14 protein-coding genes are annotated in these 18,592 nt (G+C 69.2%); 4 read left to right on the top strand and 10 right to left on the bottom strand.

The features are described 5' to 3' along the window. Window positions 1-4: 4 nt before the first annotated feature. The 7 genes from RT323_RS00555 to RT323_RS00585 all read right to left on the bottom strand — a co-directional run bounded on the left by RT323_RS00555 (window position 5) and on the right by RT323_RS00585 (window position 8,940). Window positions 5-886, bottom strand: a complete 882-nt coding sequence (locus RT323_RS00555) for an FAD binding domain-containing protein (RefSeq protein WP_313404091.1) — start codon at window positions 884-886, stop codon at window positions 5-7. Beyond that, window positions 883-2,178 (bottom strand): solute carrier family 23 protein, encoded by a 1,296-nt coding sequence (locus tag RT323_RS00560; protein WP_313404092.1) that lies wholly within the window; start codon window positions 2,176-2,178, stop codon window positions 883-885. The genes RT323_RS00555 and RT323_RS00560 overlap by 4 nt, the downstream gene beginning before the upstream one ends. A gap of 331 nt (window positions 2,179-2,509) precedes the next feature. Then, window positions 2,510-3,433 (bottom strand): ABC transporter permease, encoded by a 924-nt coding sequence (locus tag RT323_RS00565; protein ID WP_313404093.1) that lies wholly within the window; start codon window positions 3,431-3,433, stop codon window positions 2,510-2,512. 6 nt (window positions 3,434-3,439) lie between these two features. Further along, window positions 3,440-4,525 carry an ABC transporter permease gene (locus RT323_RS00570; protein ID WP_313404095.1) on the bottom strand — a complete coding sequence of 362 codons (1,086 nt, stop codon included), beginning with the start codon at window positions 4,523-4,525 and terminating at the stop codon, window positions 3,440-3,442. Further along, the gene (locus RT323_RS00575; protein ID WP_313404096.1) at window positions 4,522-6,075 is read right to left on the bottom strand and encodes an ABC transporter ATP-binding protein; all 1,554 of its coding nucleotides are present in this window, start codon (window positions 6,073-6,075) and stop codon (window positions 4,522-4,524) included. The genes RT323_RS00570 and RT323_RS00575 overlap by 4 nt, the downstream gene beginning before the upstream one ends. After that, a complete protein-coding gene (locus RT323_RS00580; RefSeq protein WP_313404098.1) occupies window positions 6,075-7,070 on the bottom strand; it encodes a BMP family protein in 996 nt (331 codons plus the stop codon). The genes RT323_RS00575 and RT323_RS00580 overlap by 1 nt, the downstream gene beginning before the upstream one ends. 172 nt (window positions 7,071-7,242) lie before the next feature. Then, window positions 7,243-8,940, bottom strand: coding sequence for a PucR family transcriptional regulator ligand-binding domain-containing protein (locus tag RT323_RS00585; RefSeq protein ID WP_313404100.1), 1,698 nt, complete (start codon window positions 8,938-8,940; stop codon window positions 7,243-7,245). A gap of 108 nt (window positions 8,941-9,048) precedes the next feature. Here RT323_RS00585 and RT323_RS00590 point away from each other — a divergent pair, with 108 nt between their 5' ends. The 4 genes from RT323_RS00590 to RT323_RS00605 are packed head-to-tail and all read left to right on the top strand — an operon-like array spanning window position 9,049 to window position 14,217. Then, window positions 9,049-9,852 (top strand): DUF2877 domain-containing protein, encoded by an 804-nt coding sequence (locus RT323_RS00590; protein WP_313404102.1) that lies wholly within the window; start codon window positions 9,049-9,051, stop codon window positions 9,850-9,852. Beyond that, entirely contained in the window at window positions 9,849-11,348 is a 1,500-nt protein-coding gene (locus tag RT323_RS00595) for an FdrA family protein (RefSeq protein WP_313404104.1), read from the top strand. Before RT323_RS00590 ends, RT323_RS00595 begins: the two co-directional genes overlap by 4 nt. Further along, window positions 11,345-12,748 (top strand): DUF1116 domain-containing protein, encoded by a 1,404-nt coding sequence (locus RT323_RS00600; protein ID WP_313404106.1) that lies wholly within the window; start codon window positions 11,345-11,347, stop codon window positions 12,746-12,748. The genes RT323_RS00595 and RT323_RS00600 overlap by 4 nt, the downstream gene beginning before the upstream one ends. A 29-nt stretch (window positions 12,749-12,777) precedes the next feature. Further along, window positions 12,778-14,217: a carboxyl transferase domain-containing protein gene (locus RT323_RS00605; protein ID WP_313404108.1), complete on the top strand. Its 1,440-nt coding sequence runs from the start codon at window positions 12,778-12,780 to the stop codon at window positions 14,215-14,217. A 9-nt stretch (window positions 14,218-14,226) separates the two neighbouring features. On the opposite strand, the gene RT323_RS00610 is transcribed toward RT323_RS00605, so the two are convergent. The 3 genes from RT323_RS00610 to RT323_RS00620 form a co-directional block, all read right to left on the bottom strand. After that, window positions 14,227-15,267, bottom strand: coding sequence for an FUSC family protein (locus tag RT323_RS00610; protein ID WP_313404110.1), 1,041 nt, complete (start codon window positions 15,265-15,267; stop codon window positions 14,227-14,229). A 117-nt stretch (window positions 15,268-15,384) separates the two neighbouring features. Then, entirely contained in the window at window positions 15,385-17,505 is a 2,121-nt protein-coding gene (locus tag RT323_RS00615) for a DEAD/DEAH box helicase (RefSeq protein WP_313404112.1), read from the bottom strand. A gap of 293 nt (window positions 17,506-17,798) precedes the next feature. After that, on the bottom strand, window positions 17,799-18,521 hold the full coding sequence (locus tag RT323_RS00620) for a GAF and ANTAR domain-containing protein (RefSeq protein ID WP_313404114.1): 723 nt from the start codon (window positions 18,519-18,521) through the stop codon (window positions 17,799-17,801). Window positions 18,522-18,592 lie beyond the last annotated feature (71 nt).

The following is an 18,592-nucleotide window of genomic DNA, read 5'->3' on the forward strand; positions in this document are numbered from 1 at the left end:
CTCCTCATTCCGCTCGGTTGCTGCGTTCGACGGCATCGTCATGAGCCGCCCGGACGACCCGGCTGGTCAACACCCGGACCAGCTGCGCGCGGTAGTGCGCAGTGGCGTGGACGTCGGCCCCGGGCTCGAGGCGGCTGAGGGCGAGCTCGCCGGCAGCCTGAAGACTGGTCTCGCTGAGGTGACCGTCGCTGAACACTTCGGTCAGGTCGACCACGGTGGGCACGTCGGAGACCGACACGTACCCGGCCCGGACCGACTCGACTCCCCCGTCTGGCGCCAGCGCGACGACGGCGCCGACTCCGCAGAGCGCGTAGTCACCGTGGCGACGAGCGATCTCGTCGAAGGCGATCCCGTGCCGGGCCGGCAGCGCCGGGACGAACGCCTCGGTGGCGATCTCGTCCGGGGCCAGGCTGGACTCCAGCGCCCCGAGGAAGAGGTCGGGCGCGCTGATCTCGCGGGTGCCGCGCACGGACTGGACCGTGAGCACGCCGTCGAGCAGGGCGAACACCGTCGGCATCTCGCCCGAGGCGTCCGCATGCACGATGGAGCCGACCGTGGTGCCGCGGTTGCGGATCGTCGGGTGCGCCACGTGCTGCAGCGCCGCCGGGATCATCGGTTGGACCGCCGCGACGTCGGGATCGGCGAGCAGCTCGCCGTGACGCACGGTCGCGCCGAAGCGCACCCCGGACTCGGTGACGGTGATCGTGGACAGTTCACGGATCCCGTTGATGTCGATGAGCTCGGACACGCTGGCCAGGCGCATCGACAGCAACGGGGTGAGGCTCTGCCCTCCGGCCAGGACCTTGGCGTCAGACGCCGCCGCGTAAGCGGTCAGCGCCTGAGCCAAGGTCTCCGGCCGTTGGTAGCCGAATGCAGCAGGTTTCATACGAAGGTCGAATCCTCTTCTGCCGTGTTGGCCTTGGTCTCGCGACCGTTGACCAGGTGGTAGAGCACGACGACCAGCAGCGTGCCGAAGGCGATTCCGCCGAGCTCGAAGGTGTCGGTCACCTTGAGGGTGACGCCGCCGATACCGGCGACCAGGCCGGCCGCGAGCGGCACCATGTTGCCCGGCTTGGCGAAGTCGACGCGGTTGTCGACCCAGATCTTTGCGCCGATGAGGCCGATCATTCCGTACAGGACCAAGGTGACGCCGCCCAGCACGCCGCCGGGGATGGCGTTGATGATGACGCCGAACTTGGGGCAGAGCCCCAGGATGATCGCGAAGATCGCGGCGATGTAGTAGGCCGCCGTGGAGTAGATCCGGGTGGCGGACATGACTCCGATGTTCTCGGCGTAGGTCGTCGTCGGGGCGCCACCGAAGGCGCTCGCGATGGCCGTGGCGAAGCCGTCGGCCCCCAGCGCGCGACCCATGTAGGGGTCGAGGTCCTCGCCCGTCATCTCGGCGACGGCGCGCACGTGGCCCACGTTCTCCGCGATGAGGGCGATGACGCCCGGGATCACCAGCAGGACGAAGGTGAGCGAGAAGCTCGGAGCGTGGATCGCGCTGACGCCGTCGGCGAGCTCGGCACTGGGCAGGCCGAACCAGGCCGCGTCACCGATGCCGGCGAAGCCGACACGGTCGACGACCTGCTCGGTGCCGTCCTCGGCGACCTTCGACAGGCCACCGACGGTCATGTCGAGGACCCACGAGAGCAGGAAGCCGAAGACCAGGCCGAGGAAGACCGAGATGCGGCCCCAGAAGCCCGGGAACAGCACGGTGCCGACGACCATGAAGATCGCGACCGCCAGGCCCACCCACTGGTCCTGGGGCCAGTAGATCCCGGCCACGACCGGAGCGAGGTTGAAGCCGATGAGCATCACGACGGCGCCGGTCACCGCGGGCGGCAGCACCTTCTTGAGCACTCCGGCGCCGGTGAAGTGGACGAGCACGCCGACCAGCAGCAGGATCAGGCCGGCGACCATGATGGCGCCCGTGACCTCGGCCGAGTCGCCACCCTGTCCGCGGATCGCCGCCACGCCGGCGACGAAGGCAGCCGAGGTGCCCAGGTAGCTGGGGACCGCGTTCTTGACGATCAGCAGGAAGATGATCGTGCTGATGCCCGAGAAGAGGATCGCGAGGTTGGGGTCGAGCCCCATGACCACCGGGAAGACGAACGTCGCACCGAACATCGCGACGACGTGCTGGGCGCCGATTCCCGTCGTGCGCCCCCAACTCATTCGCTCTCGAGGGCCGACCGACTCTCCCAGGGGCGGCGTCTTCCCGCCGTGGACTTCTTTCCAGCTGAACATGCCGCTCATCGTCCGGCTCCTCCGTGTGAGTTGAGTCTCATAGAGGCACCACCTTAGATGCCGAACCTGCCGATAGCGTTGTGCATGTTTGCCGAAGATCTGGGCAATGTTCCGGCCATGATTGTCGTGCGGGATTCCGCCATCTGTGAGAGCCCCAGCGACGACGGCGAAAATGCGCCGACGCTCCCGAACGCAGTCAGCGGCGTGGCGCAGGTCCCGAGGGTCCCTGCGCCACGCCGCTGTCCGTTGTGCCCGTCCGTCAGCCGGCCAACCGGCTCTCACGGTCGTAGTTGATGCCCAGGAACTTCGGCTGCCGCGCCCACTTGAAGGCGAAAAGCATCACCACGAGTGTCGCGATGTACGGCAGCATCAGCACGAACTGGTGCGGGATCCCGATGCCCGCCACCTGGGCCTGCAGGGCGAACACCTCCATCCCGGCGAAGAACGCTGCTCCCGCCACCGCGAAGTGCGGTCGCCAGCCGGCCAGGAACGCCAGCGCGATCACGATCCAGCCGCGGCCCGCGACGATGCCCTCGGTGAAGATCCCGGTGTACACCATCGGCAGGTAGGCGCCTGCCATGGCGATGAGGGCCGTGCCGACGATGGTCGACCACATCTTCGCGCGGATGACGCCGATGCCGACGCTGTCCGCGGACTTCGGGTTCTCGCCCACGGCACGGAACTGCAGGCCGGCGTTCGTCCGGTACATGAACCAGTAGATGACGAACGACACCAGGAAGGTGAAATAGACCATGTAGTCGTGCCTGAACAGGACCTCCCCCAGGAAGGGGATGTCGGAGAGCAGCGGGATCGGCACGTCGGACAGGGTGCCGATCAAGGGCGGCTCCAGCGACGTTCCGACGACCCAGCGGTACAGCAGACTGCCCAGGCCCAGCGCCGCGAAGTACAGCGCCAGGCCGATCACGAACTGGTCGAGCCGCAGGATCGCGGTGGTGTACCCCAGGATCAGGCCGAAGATGCCACCCACGACCGCGGCGGCCACGAGACCGTTGAGGTTGCCGTCCATCTTCAGGCTCACGAGGAAGCCCACCGAGGCGCCGAGCACCATGATGCCCTCCTGCGCCACGTTGAACACACCCGCGCGGCCGCTGAGGATCGTCCCCTGCGCGGCGAGCAGGAACGGCACCATCGCCGGGATCATCAATGCAAGAAAATCAGTCATCGCCGATCACCTACCCACCTTGAAGCGTTCCTTGGGAACGTCGGACAGCAACACGAACAACAGGATCAGGGCCTCGATGATGAGGACCAGCTCGACCGGGACCTGGGCGGTGCGTTGCATCGAGCTCGCACCGACCTCCAGCACGGCGATGCCGAACGCCACGAAGGGAACGGCATAGTTGTTCCCCCGCGCCAGCAGTCCGACGATGATGCCCAGGATGAGGAAGTTGGACTGCATTCCCTCGAGCATCTTGCCGTGCACGCCGGCGACCTCGATCGCACCGGCCAGGCCGGCGATGCCGCCACCGATGATCAGTCCGGCGCCGGACAGACGCGCCGTCCTGATCCCGTGCACGAGCGAGGCACGCGGGTTGGACCCCACCGCTCGCATCTCGAATCCCACCGACGACGAGCGCATGGCGATCGCGATGACGAGGCACGCGACGGCCGTGAGGATCACGCCCGAGTGCAGGCTCGGGGCCGATCCCAGTCGCGGCAGCAGCGCCCCGTCGCCCACCGAGATGGTGGCGGGGTGGCCGGCACCACGATCGGGCCAGACGTGCGAGGCGACGTAGTCGACCACCTGGAAGGACACGAAGTTCAGCAGGACGGTGCTGAGGATCTCGTTGACGCCGAACCGCACCAGCAGCACGGCGGAGATGGACGCCCACAGGACGCCGCCGAGGATGCCGACCACGATCACGACCGGCAACAGGATGACCATCGGCAGGTCCGACCCCAGGATGCCGGCGGCCACTCCGGCGGTCGCGCCGATGAGCAGCTGGCCCTCCGCGCCGATGTTGAACTTGCCGGTCGACAGCGGCACCGTGAAGGCGAGCGCGCACAGGACGATCGGCACCCACTTGTGCATCGTCTCGATGAACCCGAAGCGGCTGTCGAAGGACGTCGTGACGACCGACTCCAACGCCGTGACCGGGTCGTGCCCGAGCATCACGATCACGATCGCGCCGACGCCGAAGGCGGCGATCACCGAGATCACATAGGGCAGGAACTGCCCGATCACGCGCCGGGCGAAGTGCGGTGAGAGCTCCGCCTCGGAGGCGGGGTTCACCATCTGCTGGTCGGTGCTCATGCTTGCTTCACCAGGCCGGTCATGGACCTTCCGATCTCGTAGGGTTCGGCTTCCTCGCGCAGCCACTGGCCGGTCAGGCGGCCGGAGTACAGGGCCAGGACACGGTCGGACTGCGCGATGACCTCGTCGAGGTCCTCCGAGATCAACAGGACGGCGCACCCCGCTCGCGTCGCCTCGTCGACCTGCTCGTAGACGAACTGCGTGGAGCGGATGTCCAGCCCACGCGTGGGGTTGTGCAGGATCAGCAACCGGGGCCGGTGCGCGAACGCCCGGGCCAGGATGACCCGCTGGATGTTGCCGCCCGAGAGCGAACCGACGAGGGCACCGGCGTCACTGGCCCGGATCGAGAACCGATCGATCGCCTCGACGGCGCGACGGTGTGCGGCGCGCCAGTCGATCAGCTTGTGCTTCTTGACCCCGGACTCGCGCTGGGACCCGAGCAGGAGGTTCTCGGTGATCGACCCGGTGGGCAGGATCGCGTCGCGGTACCGGTCCTCCGGCACGTACGCGACTCCCCCGGCCAGCCACTCATCGCGTGACAGACCGGTCATCGACCGGCCCTGCAGGGTGATGTGTCCGGACTCGACGGGCCGGACACCGGCCATCGCCTCCGCCAGCTCCACCTGGCCGTTGCCGGCCACCCCGGCGACGCCGAGCACCTCGCCGGCATGGACCTGCAGGTCGAAGCCCTGGAAGAGGTCCACGCGGTGGTCGTTCTTGATGACGAGGCTCGCCGCCGTGACGGCCACCTCGCTGGTGGCGTTGCTCCGCGCGATCTCGACGCCGAGGGCGATCGCCTTGGCCGACTCCTCGGCCGAGTCGCCGACCATGATCGCCGCGAGCTCCTCGGGACCGGTGTCCACCTTGTTCACCGTCTCGATGCGCTCACCCAGTCGCATGATGGTCATCCGGTCGCAGATGCTCATCGTCTCCTGGATCTTGTGCGTGATGAGGATGACGCTCATGCCCTCGTTCACCATCGCGGTGATGGATCCGAAGAGATCGTCGACCTCTTGCGGCGTGAGGTTCGTCGTCGGCTCGTCCAGCACCAGGATCGTGGAGCCGCGGTAGAGAGCCTTGAGGATCTCGACCCGCTGGCGGACTCCGACCGGCAGCTCCTCGACGATCGCGTCCAGGTCGACGCTCAGCCCGAACCGCTGGCTGAGCTCGGTGATCCGCTCGCGTGCCGGCTCGAGATTGAGCGTGAGCGCGTTGCCGCCGACGTCGCCACCCAGGACGACGTTCTCCAGGACGGAGTAGTTGTCGACCTGCAGGAACGTCTGGTGGACCATGCCCACCCCGGCCTCGAGTGCATCGCGCGGGCTCTTGATGGAGACGGCCGACCCATCGATCTCGATGGTTCCGCCGTCCGCACCGTAGAGGCCGTACAGGACGTTCATCAGCGTCGTCTTGCCGGCGCCGTTGCCACCCAGCAGTCCGTGGACCTCGCCGGGCCGCACGTCGAGGTCGACGGCGTTGAGCGCCTGCACCTTGCCGAATCGCTTCTTGATCCCCGACATCTTCAGCCGGAGAGGCTCGTGCGGCTCCATCACTCGATCTCCGACTGGTCCAGCTCCACCTTGATCGAGCCGTCCTTGACCCCTTCGACGGCCTTCTCGACCGCGGCCTTGGCATCCTCGGGGACGGTGTCGCCCAGCTCGATCGTGGCGCCACTGCCGAAGTTGATCTTGTAGTAGCCCTTGGTCTCGTCGGCGGCGATCTTGTCGGTGATCTCCTTCATCGGGCCGGTGAAGTCGTAGAGGGCTGTGCCGGCGTAGTGCTCGGGACCGTTCTTGGACTTGTCGGTGTACTTGACCGTCAGCCACGACGTGCCGGGCTCCTTGCCGTTGACCGCCTTGAACGAGCCGATCACACCGAGGTTGAGCGACGTCACGATGACGTCATTGCCGGCCGCCAGGAGCTGGGCGGTCAGCTGCTGCGCCTTGACGGCGTCGTTGAAGTCACCACTCCAGACGGGGTTGAGCGTGAGGTCCTTGCCGCTCTCCTCGAACGCCTGCTCCACCGCGTGCACCTCGGAGTACGAGAACGGCAGCGACAGGCCGCCGAGGTAGCCGACCTTGCCGGTCTTGCTGAGGTTCGCGGCCAGCGTGCCGACCGGGTAGAAGACCTCGTGGAAGTTGCGATCGATGACCCAGACGTTCTCGGGCTGGCCCTCGGGCTCACCGTCAAACTCGCCGATGAAGTTCACGTCGGGGTTCTGCTTGGCGATCTTCGCGGTGGCCTCGTAGAACTGGGAGCCGTGCGTCCAGATGACGTTGTAGCCGTCGGCGACGTACTCCTGGAGGACTCGTTCGATGTCCGGCACGGGGACGCTCTCCGAGTGGGCGATCTGCGCGCCGTTCTTCTCGAGTTCCTGCAGTGCCACCAGGCCGAGGGCGTTGTAGTCGGCGTCCGTGGTCGGGCCGGAGAAGATGCCGGCGACCTTCAGGCTGCCGTCTCCGTCGGAGTCCGATCCACCGCAAGCGGACAGGGTCAGGCCCAGCAGGAGCAGGACGGGGGCGATGATGCGGAGTCGTTTCATCATGGGGGGGTGAGACCTCTCGAAATGATCTCGACCGACCGGTCGCAGTGCCTGCAGCGAGCCGGTGAGACCGCGTCTTGTGATGTGGGTCTCAGTCTCATGGCGCACCCAGAGGCAGACCATGGCAGAAAGTGCCAGTATTGAAGACTGCGCTTGGGACCTCTCGTCGTGGGCCCTACTGCTGGATCTTGCGCACCTGCAGGGCGACGGCCACGTTCAGGCGCAGGTTGGCGTCGGCCGTGAACGGGCCGATCATCTTCTCCAGCTTCGTGATCCGGTACCGCATCGTGTTGTAGTGCATGACCAGCTCACGCGAGGCCTCGGCGACGTTGAGGTTGTTGTCCAGCAGGACCTGCAGCGTCGTCCGGAGCTCGTGGGCGTGAGGCGTCTCCTCGGCCAGCTCCCCGAGGATGTCCTGCGCGAAGACGGTCAGCTCCTGGTGGTCGGGGATCAGCCCGATCAGCCGGTGGATGCCCAGGTCGTCGAAGTGAGAGGTGCTGCTGCCTCCCGAGAACCGGCGTCCGACCTCGGTCGCGCGCCTGGCCTGCTGATAGGCCATCGGCAGCTGGTCGAACGAGGTCACCAGCCGGCTGGTGCCCACCGAGAACGGACGCCGGCCTCCCCCTCGGTCGCCCGATACCCCACGCACGATCCGCTCGACCATGGTCTGGAGCTCGGCCACCGCGGCCGAGGGCTCCTCGGGCGCCTCCCCCGGCGGCAGCGAGAGGATCACCACGACCTCGTCCGAGAAGTCGGCGCACGGGTACGTCTTGGACTCCCGCCCGACCACCTCGGTCCACGCGAGGTGGAAGCGGGACTGCCACGAGCGGCGCAACTTGGTGGACGCAGGCTCCTCGAACTGTCCCTGCGGGTCGATCTGGGCGGCGACCACGATGCAGGGCATGTCCAGGCGCCATCCCAGCCCGGTGGCATACGCCTTGGAGTGCTCACTGTTCTTGGAGCGACCGCTGAGGACGTCGTGCAGGAAGTCGCCGCGGTACTTGTTTTCCACCATGTTCAGCGCCTGGCGCTGGGTGATCAACAGCGCCAGGACGCTCGAGGCCCGTTGCAGCGCGTACCGGACGTCCGCACCGATCGGGCCGTCCGGCGCAAAGGCGACGAGCCGCGCGAGGTCGCTGCCCGCGGCGACGACGGACTCGGTGAACAGCTCGCCGGAGTCGATGGTCATCGCGGGGGTCCTCACCCGCTCGATCCGGAAGCGGCCGGTCTCGTCGTAGAGGTCCCGTCCGGCGAGTCGCTCGCGCATCGGGACGGTGAGGGCATCGGCCATCTCGCGGCCGTCGACCGAGGTCACCAGCACGCCGACGCCGAGCGTCTCGACGATCTGCTCGCTGATGGTCTGCAGGTCCGCACCCGCAAGCAACCGGCTCTCCAGGACGACGTGGAGCTCGTAGGTGCGTTGCAGGACGTCGGCCTGGACGTCGGCCACCTCGGCCATGATCTGTGAGAACAAGGCCTCGAACGGCAGGCCCGTCGGCAGCGCGATGATCGGGAAGCGGAGCTCATCGGCCAGCTCGAGCACCCGATCGGGCAACGAGTCCACGTGGCGACCGAACTGGATACCCAGTCCCGCCACCCCCAGATCGTCCAGCTCGGTGACCAGTCGAGCGAGTCCCTCGGCCGTCGCTCCGGACTCCGCGCCCGAGCCCACGGATCCGAGGTGCTTCAGCGGGAATCCCCCGGTCATCACGAAGGAGTCCGGTCGCATCGCGGCGAACGCCTCGGGAGACTCGACCACGCTGAGATCGGTGACCGTGCGCTGCAGGCCCGCCTCGCCGGCCAGCAGCTCGGAGCCCGAGAGCGCGTGGACCTGCAGGACGTCCCGCACCGGCACGCGATAGCTGTCTCTCATCAGGTCTTGAACACTCCCTTTTAGATCTTTGGCAACTTGTGCCGTCTCAACCGCGCCGCACACCCCATAGTGTCGTGACTCAGGTCACCGTATCCCTGAGAGGTTCCCATGCTGCTGAGCGCCGTCGTCACCGGGGCGGCTCCCGCATGGGTGGGTACGCGACTCACCCAGCCACAGCACCGCGCCACGGTGATCCACGCGGGCTCGGACGCGGTCTACCTCCGCTCGCACGATGACGTCATCGGTGTCCTGTCCCGTCACGCCACCCCCGTGCCGTGCGCGGTGGCCACCCGCCTGGACTCCCTGGACGGGCTGTCCGGCCAGGGTCGCCTGCCGCTGGTGGGCGACGACGTGACGATCGGGTCGGGCGGCATCGACTTCGAGGGGAGCCAGGTCCGCGTGGGGCGTTACGTCGACTTCGCGATGCCCGCGTTCGACCCCGCCCAGGCCCTGCGGATGCGTGCGCGACTCGCGGACGCCGCGGCCGGGCTCCCGCGGCCCGACGAGCTCTCCGCGGAGGTGCTGGCGAGCCTGCGTACGCGACCGGCCGGCGCGCTCATGCGGACGCTCGGTCAGGGCTCAGGACTCACCCCCTTCGGCGATGACGTGGTCTGCGCCGTCATGGCCACGCTCATCGCCGCCGCCGACCCCTGCGCCGCCGCCCTGGGCGAGCAGGCCGTGGCACTGGCTCCCGAACGCACGACCGCGCTCTCCGCGACGTTGCTGGGCCGTGCCGCGCAGGGCGACGTCCTGCCGGCCTTCGCAGCCGTCGTCAGGGCCATCGCCGACCAGCCGGACCAGGCTGCCGCGTCCACGACGCGGTTGCTCAGGACCGGTCACACCTCGGGCGCGGGCATGCTGCTCGGCCTCGAACTTGCACTCGAACACATCACCACGAGGAGTTGTCCATGACGGGTCATGCTGAAAGCCCCTTCGAGCACGTCGAGCTGAGGCCGGGAGCCTACGCCGACTCGGTCGCCCTGCTCCAGGTGAGCAAGGACGTCGCAGCCGCGGACGGCGTCCTCGCCGCCCAGGTCGCGATGGCGACACCGCTGAACCTCGAGGTCATCGCGCGCATGGGCTTCACGCTGCCCGAGGCCTCGCCCAACGACATGGTCGTGGCGGTGCGACTGGCCTCCGAGGAGCACCTGACCAGTGCGCTCGCCACGGTCGATGCGGCGATCGACGCCACCCGTCGCCAGTCGGGCAGCTCCGAGGACGTCGTGGTGCCGTCCCGCACGACCCACAGCGCACTGTCGCGCTCACGCGCCGGGATGGCCCTGATCTCGGTGCCCGGCCCCTCCGCGGCGGTCGAGGCGATGGATGCCATCGACGCCGGACAGGACGTGATGATCTTCAGCGACAACGTCCCCCTCGACCAGGAGATCGCGCTCAAGCAGGTCGCTGCCCAGCGCGACGTGCTGGTCATGGGCCCGGACTGCGGCACGGCCGTGGTCAACGGCGTCGGCCTCGGTTTCGCCAACACGGTCCGTCCCGGACCCGTCGGCCTCGTCGCCGCGTCCGGCACGGGCTGCCAGCAGCTGCTGGCCCTGCTCGACCACGCGGGCGTCGGGATCAGCGCCGCCCTCGGCGTGGGCGGCCGCGACCTCGGCGCCGACGTACGCGGACTCTCCACCCGGCAGGCCATGCGCCGGCTGGACGCCGACCCGACGACCGAGCTCATCGTCGTCGTCTCCAAGCCGCCGGCCCCCGAGGTCGCCCAGGAGCTTCGCGACTTCGCCGCGACACTGTCGACCCCCGTGCAGTTCGCCCTGCTCGGAGCACGGCAGCCCGATCTCACCGCGGCGGCCGAGCAGGTGCTGCGGACGCTGGGTCGCGCCGTTCCCGAGTGGCCGGTGTGGGGCACCACCGCCCCCGGTGGATCGGGGCAGCTCCGCGGGCTCTTCGCCGGCGGGACGCTCTGCGACGAGTCCATGCTGGTCGCCGAGGCGGAGCTCGGTGAGGTCTGGAGCAACATCCCGCTGGGCGACGATCACCGCCTGGACTCCACGTTGGAGGCGGACGGCACCGTGATGATCGACTTCGGCTCCGACGAGATGACCCAGGGTCGCCCCCACCCGATGATCGACCCGACGATCCGGCTCGAGCACCTCGCCAAGGTGAGCGCGAACCCCGCCGTCCGCGTCGTCCTGATGGACGTCGTGCTCGGCCACGGTGCGGACGCCGACCCGGCGGCCACCCTCGCCCCCGCCATCCGGACGGCGATCGGGACCGCACGCGACGACGGCCGCGAACTGTCCGTCGTCATCGCCTGCGTCGGCACGTCCGGCGACGCCCAGGGCCTGGAGCGCCAGGCGCAGTCACTCGCCGACGCCGGCGCGGAAGTCCACCTGTCCAACGCCCGTGCATCGCACCGGGCCGTCTCCCTGATTGGAAACGCGTCATGACCTCGACCTTTGATCCCGCCGCGGGCATCGTCTCGACCGGCGTCAGCATCTTCGCGGACGCCCTGACCGACCAGGCCGTTGACGTGTCCCGCGTCGACTGGCGTCCCCCGATGGAGGGCACCGAGGCCGACCTGGCCACGGTCGCCACCGATCCCCTGCGTGCCGAGGCGAACGCCAAGGCGCTCGCGGCCTACCTGGGTGTCCAGGGCAACCTCGTCGGCGTCGCGCCGGCGAGCGAGCTCCTGGGTCTGGAGAAGGGGCAGTTCCTGCACGCCGGTCCCCCGCTCCTGTGGGAGAACGCCTCCGGTCCGATGCGCGGGGCGCTCCTGGGCGCGGCTGCCTACGAGGGCCTGGTCGACGACCCCGAGGACGCGGAGTCGCTCTTCGTCTCCGGCTCGAGCGTCAGCCTCGATCCGTGCCACCACCACGCCACCGTCGGGCCGATGGCCGGTGTCGTCTCCCCCTCCATGTGGATGTGGATCATCGAGGACCCCGCCGACGGCCGCCGCACCTACTGCAGCCTCAACGAGGGCCTCGGCAAGGTGCTGCGCTACGGCGCCTACGGTCCCGAGGTCCTCGATCGGCTGCGCTGGATGTCGGACGTGCTCGGCCCGGTGCTCGCCCAGGCCGTCGAGAACACGGAGGCGGTCAACGTCACCTCGATCCTCGGCCAGATGCTGCAGATGGGCGACGAGGCCCACAACCGCAACCGCGCCGGCACGCTGATGCTCCTGCGCGACCTCGCTCCCGCGATGGTGCAGACGGGTGTGGACTCCAAGGACCTCGCGCAGGTCTTCTCGTTCATCGGCGGCAACGACCACTTCTTCCTCAACCTCGCGATGCCGGCCTGCAAGCTCGCGCTGGACGCGGCTCGCGACATCGAGGGCTCCACGATGGTCGTGGCGATGGCGCGCAACGGCACGGAGTTCGGCATCCAGACCGCCGGCACGGGCGACGAATGGTTCACGGGGCCCGCGCAGATCGCCGACGGCCTCTACCTGGGCGACTACGGGCCGGAGGACGCGAACCCCGACATCGGCGACTCGGCCATCACCGAGACCGCCGGCATCGGTGGCTTCGCCATGGCCACGGCGCCCGCGATCGTCCGCTTCGTGGGTGGCACCGTCCCCGACGCTCTCGCCACGTCCCGCCGGATGGGCGAGATCACGCTGGGCAACAACGACCGCTGGTCGATCCCGGTGCTGGACTTCATGGGCGCGCCGACCGGCATCGACGTCTCCAAGGTCTGCCGCACCTCGATCCTTCCGCAGATCAACACCGGCATGGCCGGTGCGGTCGCGGGGACAGGACAGGTCGGAGCCGGCCTGGTCACTCCCCCGGCCGAGATCTTCCCGAAGGCTCTCGCCGCGCTCGCCGAGCGCACGCGCGCCCGCCAGTGACCGACCGCCGAACGAAAGAGGTGACGAGGATGGCCCGCCGCCGCACGACCGCCCGCGAGTTGATCTCCACCGTCCTGGACGAGGGATCGGTCCACTCGTGGGACGAGCCGGTCGACATCTCCCGATACCCCGACCAGTACCGGCAGGAGCTGGAGAAGGCCCGCGAGAGCACCGGATGCGACGAGTCCGTGTTGACGGGTCGCGGGACGGCCAAGGGGCGGCCGGTCGCCTTCATCGTCAGCGAGTTCCGGTTCCTGGCCGGCTCGATCGGCGCGGATGCCGCCCTGCGGATCGTGCGAGCGATCCGCAGGGCGACCGCGGAGGGGATCCCCCTCGTGGCGTCGACGGCGTCGGGCGGAACCCGGATGCAGGAGGGGACGCCGGCGTTCGTCGGCATGATCGACATCTCCCGCGCGATCATGGACCACCGCAAGGCCGGGCTGCCCTACCTCGTGCACCTGCGCCACCCCACCACCGGCGGCGTCTTCGCGTCGTGGGGCTCGCTCGGACACGTGACCGTGGCCGAGCCCGAGGCACTCGTCGGCTTCCTCGGTCCCAAGGTCTTCGAGCTGCTCAACGGCACGCCGTTCCCGGCCGGCGTCCAGGTCAGCGAGAACCTGCTCCAGCACGGCATCATCGACGCGGTGGTCCGCCAGGAGGACCTGCCCGAGCTCGTCGAGAGCGCCCTGACCCTCCTGAGCGACCCGGTGCAGGAGGCGCGGCTGGAGCGCCGCCCCAAGATCGACCTGGACACCCATCGCTACGAGGTCTGGGACAGCATCGAGCGCAGCCGCACCGGCAAGCGAGCCGGGGTCCGCGAGATCCTGCGGCTCGCCAGTGACGTCACCCTGCGACTGCAGGGCACCGAGGAGGGCGAGCGGGACAACACGATCATCGTCGCCCTCGCCCGACTCGACGGCGTGCCGTGCGTCGTGGTCGGCCAGGACAAGGACGCCCAGACGCCGAGGACGCCCATGGGACCGGGTGCGCTCCGGGGTGCCCGACGCGGCATGAAGCTGGCCGAGGAGCTCGGCCTGCCGCTGGTCACCTTCATCGACACCCCGGGCGCCGAGCTGTCGGCGGCCGCCGAGGAAGGCTCGATCGCCGGCGAGATCGCCCGCTGCATCGCGACGATGTCGACCATGACGGTGCCGACCATCTCGGTGCTCCTGGGCGAGGGCACCGGCGGCGGGGCCCTCGCCCTGCTCCCGGCCGACATCCGCATCGCGGCACAGCACAGCTGGCTGTCGCCACTGCCGCCCGAGGGTGCCAGCGCGATCGTCCACGGGCACATCGAGGCAGCCGCCGAGATGGCCCGGCAGCAGCAGGTCTCGTCGATCGAGCTCAAGCGCTCCGGCGTGGTGAACCACCTGATCGCCGAGTTCGACGACGACACGCCACAGGATCTGGCCAGCGCGGTCGCCGCCGAGGTCAGTCACTGGATGCGCGAGCTGAAGGCGGCTCGCTGAGCCTGCCGCTCAGTCGACCTCGAGCAGCACGTCGAGCTCGTGGGCGGGCGTGCCCGCGGCCAGCATCATGTCGGCCACGATCGCCCTGATCTGCGAGGCGATGGCGGCGGTGTTGATCGTCAGGTGCTCGGTGGCCGTGAGGATGGCCTGCCGGGAGACCGCGATCAGCGCCGTCGTGTTCGCCGCGTCGTTGCGGGCCAGCTCGGCCAGCGACTCCAAGGACTCGGCCAGACCGCGCGGCGCCGCCTCGTGCTTGCGCAGCATCGCCGCCGCACGCCGGGTCAGGACCCGCGTGTTGCGCAGGGCGTGATCGAGGTCGGAGAGCGCCTGGGTGCGGGTCGTCACCGCGTTGCGCTGACGCCACCGGAACGGTGAGAGCCTGGCCATCTCGGCGACGCTCGAGGCCAAGGTGCCGACGGCGTCCACCATCGGCTGGGTCTCGCGAGCCCGGTCGAGGGCCTCGGCGGCCCTGTCAGCGTCCTCCGTGCGCAGCGCCAGTGCCGTCCGGTCCAGGATCTCGGCCAGCTCGTCGAGCACTCGCTGGGTGCCCAGGTCCAGCTCGCGGACCGGATTGGCAGGGATCAGGACGATCATCGCCAGCCCCACCGCACCGCCCAGCAGCGCGTCGACGAAGCGCGTCAACGCCGGATCGGCGATGCCCTCGGCCGGCACCACCGCCACCAGCAGGACGGCGGAGATCACCGCCTGCGTGACGGCCAGACCGGGTAGCCGGAAGAACCGGGCGCTCACGATGGCCAGCGCCACCACCAACGTGAGCTGCCAGGATCCGCGTCCGATCGAGAGGATCAGCAGCTCGCCGACCAGGATGCCCAGTGCCGCGCCGACGACGATCTCGATCACGATCGACGCGCGAGCACCCGCACCGACGGTCAGCGTGAGGATCGCCGCGATGGGCGCGAAGAAGGCCTGGCTGTGACCGAACAACTGCATCGACAGCCACCAGGCGAGTGCCGGAGCGACGCTGAGTCGAAGGATGACCGGCCAGCTTCTGAGGACCTCGGAGCCTCGGGTCGCGAAGAAGTCCCTCACGGAGGCAACTGCCTTCGTCACTCACACGTCCTCTCGTCGGCACACGCCGTCCACACTAGGCCCACGACCGGGCTTCGTGAGCCGATCACGGACGCGACCGCACGGTCACGATCACGATCACGAGGTCAGTGCATCCGTCAGCATCGCGACGAGCGTCTCGAGCTGGACGTCGGCCGACTGGACGACCTCGTCGTCGGAGCCGTCGAGCGCGCGGGCGGCGAGGCCGGCCTTGCTGTCGATGAGCTCGACGATCTTGGTCTCGATCGTCCGTGAAGCGATGATCCGCCACGCGGTCACCGGCTCGTCCTGGCCGATGCGGTGGACCCGGTCGATGGCCTGGGTCTGCTCCGCGTCGGTCCAGGACAGCTCCGCGAGCACCATGTCGGACGCGACCTGCAGGTTGACACCCACGCCGGCGGCCGAGAGCGAGCAGACCACGACGGACACGTCGGGATCCTCGACGAAGGCGTCGATGTTCCTCTGTCGCACCGACGGCGTCTGGTTGCCGCGGATCGAGGAGTAGCGGATCCCGCGCTGGGCGAAGGTCTCCTCGGCCACGTCCATCACGTCGACGTGCTTGGCGAAGAAGACCACCTTGCCGACGCTGTGGGCCAGCTGGGCGGTGTAGTCGGCGGCCAGGGCCGCCTTCGCCTGGCCGATGCGCCGCATCATGGCGAAGACGTTCTCCTCCGTCTTCGTCGAGCCCTCACGCTCCCCGGCGGCAATCCGGCGGACGAGATCGTGATCGATGCCGTCGGCCACCGTGCCGGAGGCACGGGCCTCGAGCGCCTGCTCGTACCGCGCGACCAACCGGCTGACGACCTCGCGCTCGGCCGCGCGGATCGAACGCCCGGCCTCGTCGTCGAGCTCGACCCGCAGGTCGGCGATGCGCCGGGCCGGGATGTCGGCGGCCACGTCGACCTTGCGGCGGCGCACGACGCCCATGTCGATGACGCGGGAGCGAGCCGCCGGGAAGAACCCGGGGTCGACCGGCGTCAGGCCGGTGTCCTCGAGCGCGTGGAGCAGCTCGGCGCTGGGCTTCTTCTCGTCGATCCAGCCCAGGTACTGCCAGATCGCCCGGAAGTCCTCGATGTCGTTGATCAGCGGGGTGCCGGTCAACGCCATCAGCAGCGGCCTGACCGTGCGCGTGCGGATCCGCTCGGACAGCTGCAGGACGTGCTGGGAGCGCTGGGACGACTTGTTCTTGATGAAGTGCGCCTCGTCGAGGACCATGCCGCGGAAGCCGAGGTCGCCGAGCCAGCCGACGTGCCGATCGAGCACCTCGTAGTTGACGATGACGATGTCGGCGAACCCGTCGATGGTGTCGCCGTCGCCCTGGATGACCGTCGCCTTGTGCTTGGGGGTCCACATCTGTGCCTCGCGGGCCCAGTTGGACTTGACGACGTTCGGCACCACGACGAGCAGGGGGTAGGCGTCGGCGGCCTGCGCCGCGAGGAGCGCCTGCGCGGTCTTGCCCAGTCCGGGCTCGTCCGCCAGCAGGAAGGTCCGGTGTCCCTCCGCGGCCGCGGCGACGAGCTCGGCCTGGTGGCGCATCAGCGCGAGACCATCCGGAACGGCCACGGACGTGGGCTCGGGCAGGTCCATGCAGGCCACGGCGCCGCTGGACGCACGCTCGAACGACGAGAGCAGCGGTCCGATCAGCTCCCAGCTGGCGAGCCGGCGGGTCTGGGGAGCGCGGCGCTCGACCGTGTCGAACTGTGGGGCGAGGAAGGGGTTGGCCAGAGTGCGCGAGACGACCGACTGGGGCACCACCTTGCGCGAGGATGCCACCGGGGCAGGGTCCTGCTCGGCCGGGGGCTCGGGCTCGTCGGGGACCTCGACCCCGGCCTTCACGAGCATCTCCCGCTTGAGCTCCCTGGACGCGTCGGACACCTCGGCGTCCTCGGCCAGCAAAGACAGCAACGAGGTGTCGAGGGCGGCGGTCTTCGCCAGGATCGTCCCGATGCCGTCGAGACGCTTCAGCTGCTCGGCCCGCTGGGCCTCGTTGAGGGCGGTGTCGGTCTTGACCCGCGTGCGCTCCTCGCGCGCCAGCAGCGCCACCGTCTGGAACTTGGCCCGGACGGAGGGACTTGCGCGACGGCGCTGGACGCCTGCCTCGACCTCACGGACGGCACGCGCGAGAACCGGGATGATGCCCTCGGCCTCGCGGGGACGCCCGTTGCGGTTCCGGGAGCGAGCCCCGTTGGGGCTTGATTGACTCCGGCCTCGACTGGCCACGCTTCTCTCCTCTTGCTTGCACGCTGCCCGCGTCGTGACGACAGCACACCCGGCCGTTCGACGGTCGCCGCTCGTGTGCTGCGCGACCAACGGACCGAGTGAGCGACCACCCGAGCAGCCGCGGACCTGGTGACCAGGTGAGGAGCCGTAGCCGCCGCTCGCGGTCGGCCGACACCCACTGGCGTTGTTTGCATCCCATTCCAGCGCAATCGCCGGGAGCGCGCGGGAGACACGCCCTGACGTCGCCAGTTTACCTCGGTGGATGGGCGTCTCCCGCGCGGGCCGCACGGGCCTCAGGACCCGGTCAGTCTCCGCTTCTCGATGACGTCTTTCGCCACCTCGCGGAGCTTGCGGTTCTCCGCCTGCGACAACCGCCTGAGCACGTCGAAGGCGCGGTCGGCATCGATGCCGTAGCGCTCCATGATCATGCCCATTGCGATCCCGATCATCTTGCGCGCGTCGACCGCTCGCCGTAGTCCCTCGATGTCGAGGGTCGCGGCCAGCGACGCGGCAGCGTGACGGGCCAGCACCAGCATGACCGCCATGTCGTCGTGATCGAAGGCGTCGGGCCGGCGGGCGTACGCGTTCAACGAGCCGTACCGGCGCGTCTTCGTCGAGAGCGGGACGCTCATGACGCTGCGGTAGCCCAACTCCGCCACCTCGGCGCTCCATTTGGGCCACAGCTCGTCGGTCAGTGTGTCCGTGACACGGTAGATCGCCTCGTGCTCCTCCTCCAGCGCGGCCAGGCATGGCCCCTCGTCGAGCTCGACCTGCAGCTCATGCGCGCGGACCACGGCATCGCTCGTGGCGCCCGACGTCGTGTAGTTGTTTCGAGGAGCGGCCATCATGACGCCCCCGTCGTCGCACCCGACAGCGGTGCGCGAGTAGGCGGTGAGCCGTTCGATCGTCTCTTCACTGTCCGTGGTCTCATGCACCGCCAGGACGGTCTGGGCCAGGTCGAGGACCCCGTCCCTGCGCTCTCGTGAATGAGGCCCCGAAGCGGATCCCGTGGTCATGCGACACCTCTCCCGGCAACGCCCCACCGGCTGCCGGATCCAGTGCCCACCCCAGTCAGCGGCCGGGGGGC

Origin of the sequence: Aeromicrobium sp. (assembly GCF_032084975.1) — a bacterium.
Lineage (GTDB): Bacteria > Actinomycetota > Actinomycetes > Propionibacteriales > Nocardioidaceae > Aeromicrobium.

What these genes read in the sequence shown, in the direction of transcription:
- RT323_RS00575 (WP_313404096.1), bottom strand. Translation starts at nt 6,075, where the DNA reads ATGGAGCCGCACGAGCCTCTCCGGCTGAAGATGTCGGGGATCAAGAAG.
- RT323_RS00560 (WP_313404092.1), bottom strand. Translation starts at nt 2,178, where the DNA reads ATGAGTTGGGGGCGCACGACGGGAATCGGCGCCCAGCACGTCGTCGCG.
- RT323_RS00585 (WP_313404100.1), bottom strand. Translation starts at nt 8,940, where the DNA reads ATGAGAGACAGCTATCGCGTGCCGGTGCGGGACGTCCTGCAGGTCCAC.
- RT323_RS00570 (WP_313404095.1), bottom strand. Translation starts at nt 4,525, where the DNA reads ATGAGCACCGACCAGCAGATGGTGAACCCCGCCTCCGAGGCGGAGCTC.
- RT323_RS00600 (WP_313404106.1), top strand. Translation starts at nt 11,345, where the DNA reads ATGACCTCGACCTTTGATCCCGCCGCGGGCATCGTCTCGACCGGCGTC.
- RT323_RS00580 (WP_313404098.1), bottom strand. Translation starts at nt 7,070, where the DNA reads ATGATGAAACGACTCCGCATCATCGCCCCCGTCCTGCTCCTGCTGGGC.
- RT323_RS00605 (WP_313404108.1), top strand. Translation starts at nt 12,778, where the DNA reads ATGGCCCGCCGCCGCACGACCGCCCGCGAGTTGATCTCCACCGTCCTG.
- RT323_RS00620 (WP_313404114.1), bottom strand. Translation starts at nt 18,521, where the DNA reads ATGACCACGGGATCCGCTTCGGGGCCTCATTCACGAGAGCGCAGGGAC.
- RT323_RS00595 (WP_313404104.1), top strand. Translation starts at nt 9,849, where the DNA reads ATGACGGGTCATGCTGAAAGCCCCTTCGAGCACGTCGAGCTGAGGCCG.
- RT323_RS00565 (WP_313404093.1), bottom strand. Translation starts at nt 3,433, where the DNA reads ATGACTGATTTTCTTGCATTGATGATCCCGGCGATGGTGCCGTTCCTG.
- RT323_RS00555 (WP_313404091.1), bottom strand. Translation starts at nt 886, where the DNA reads ATGAAACCTGCTGCATTCGGCTACCAACGGCCGGAGACCTTGGCTCAG.
- RT323_RS00590 (WP_313404102.1), top strand. Translation starts at nt 9,049, where the DNA reads ATGCTGCTGAGCGCCGTCGTCACCGGGGCGGCTCCCGCATGGGTGGGT.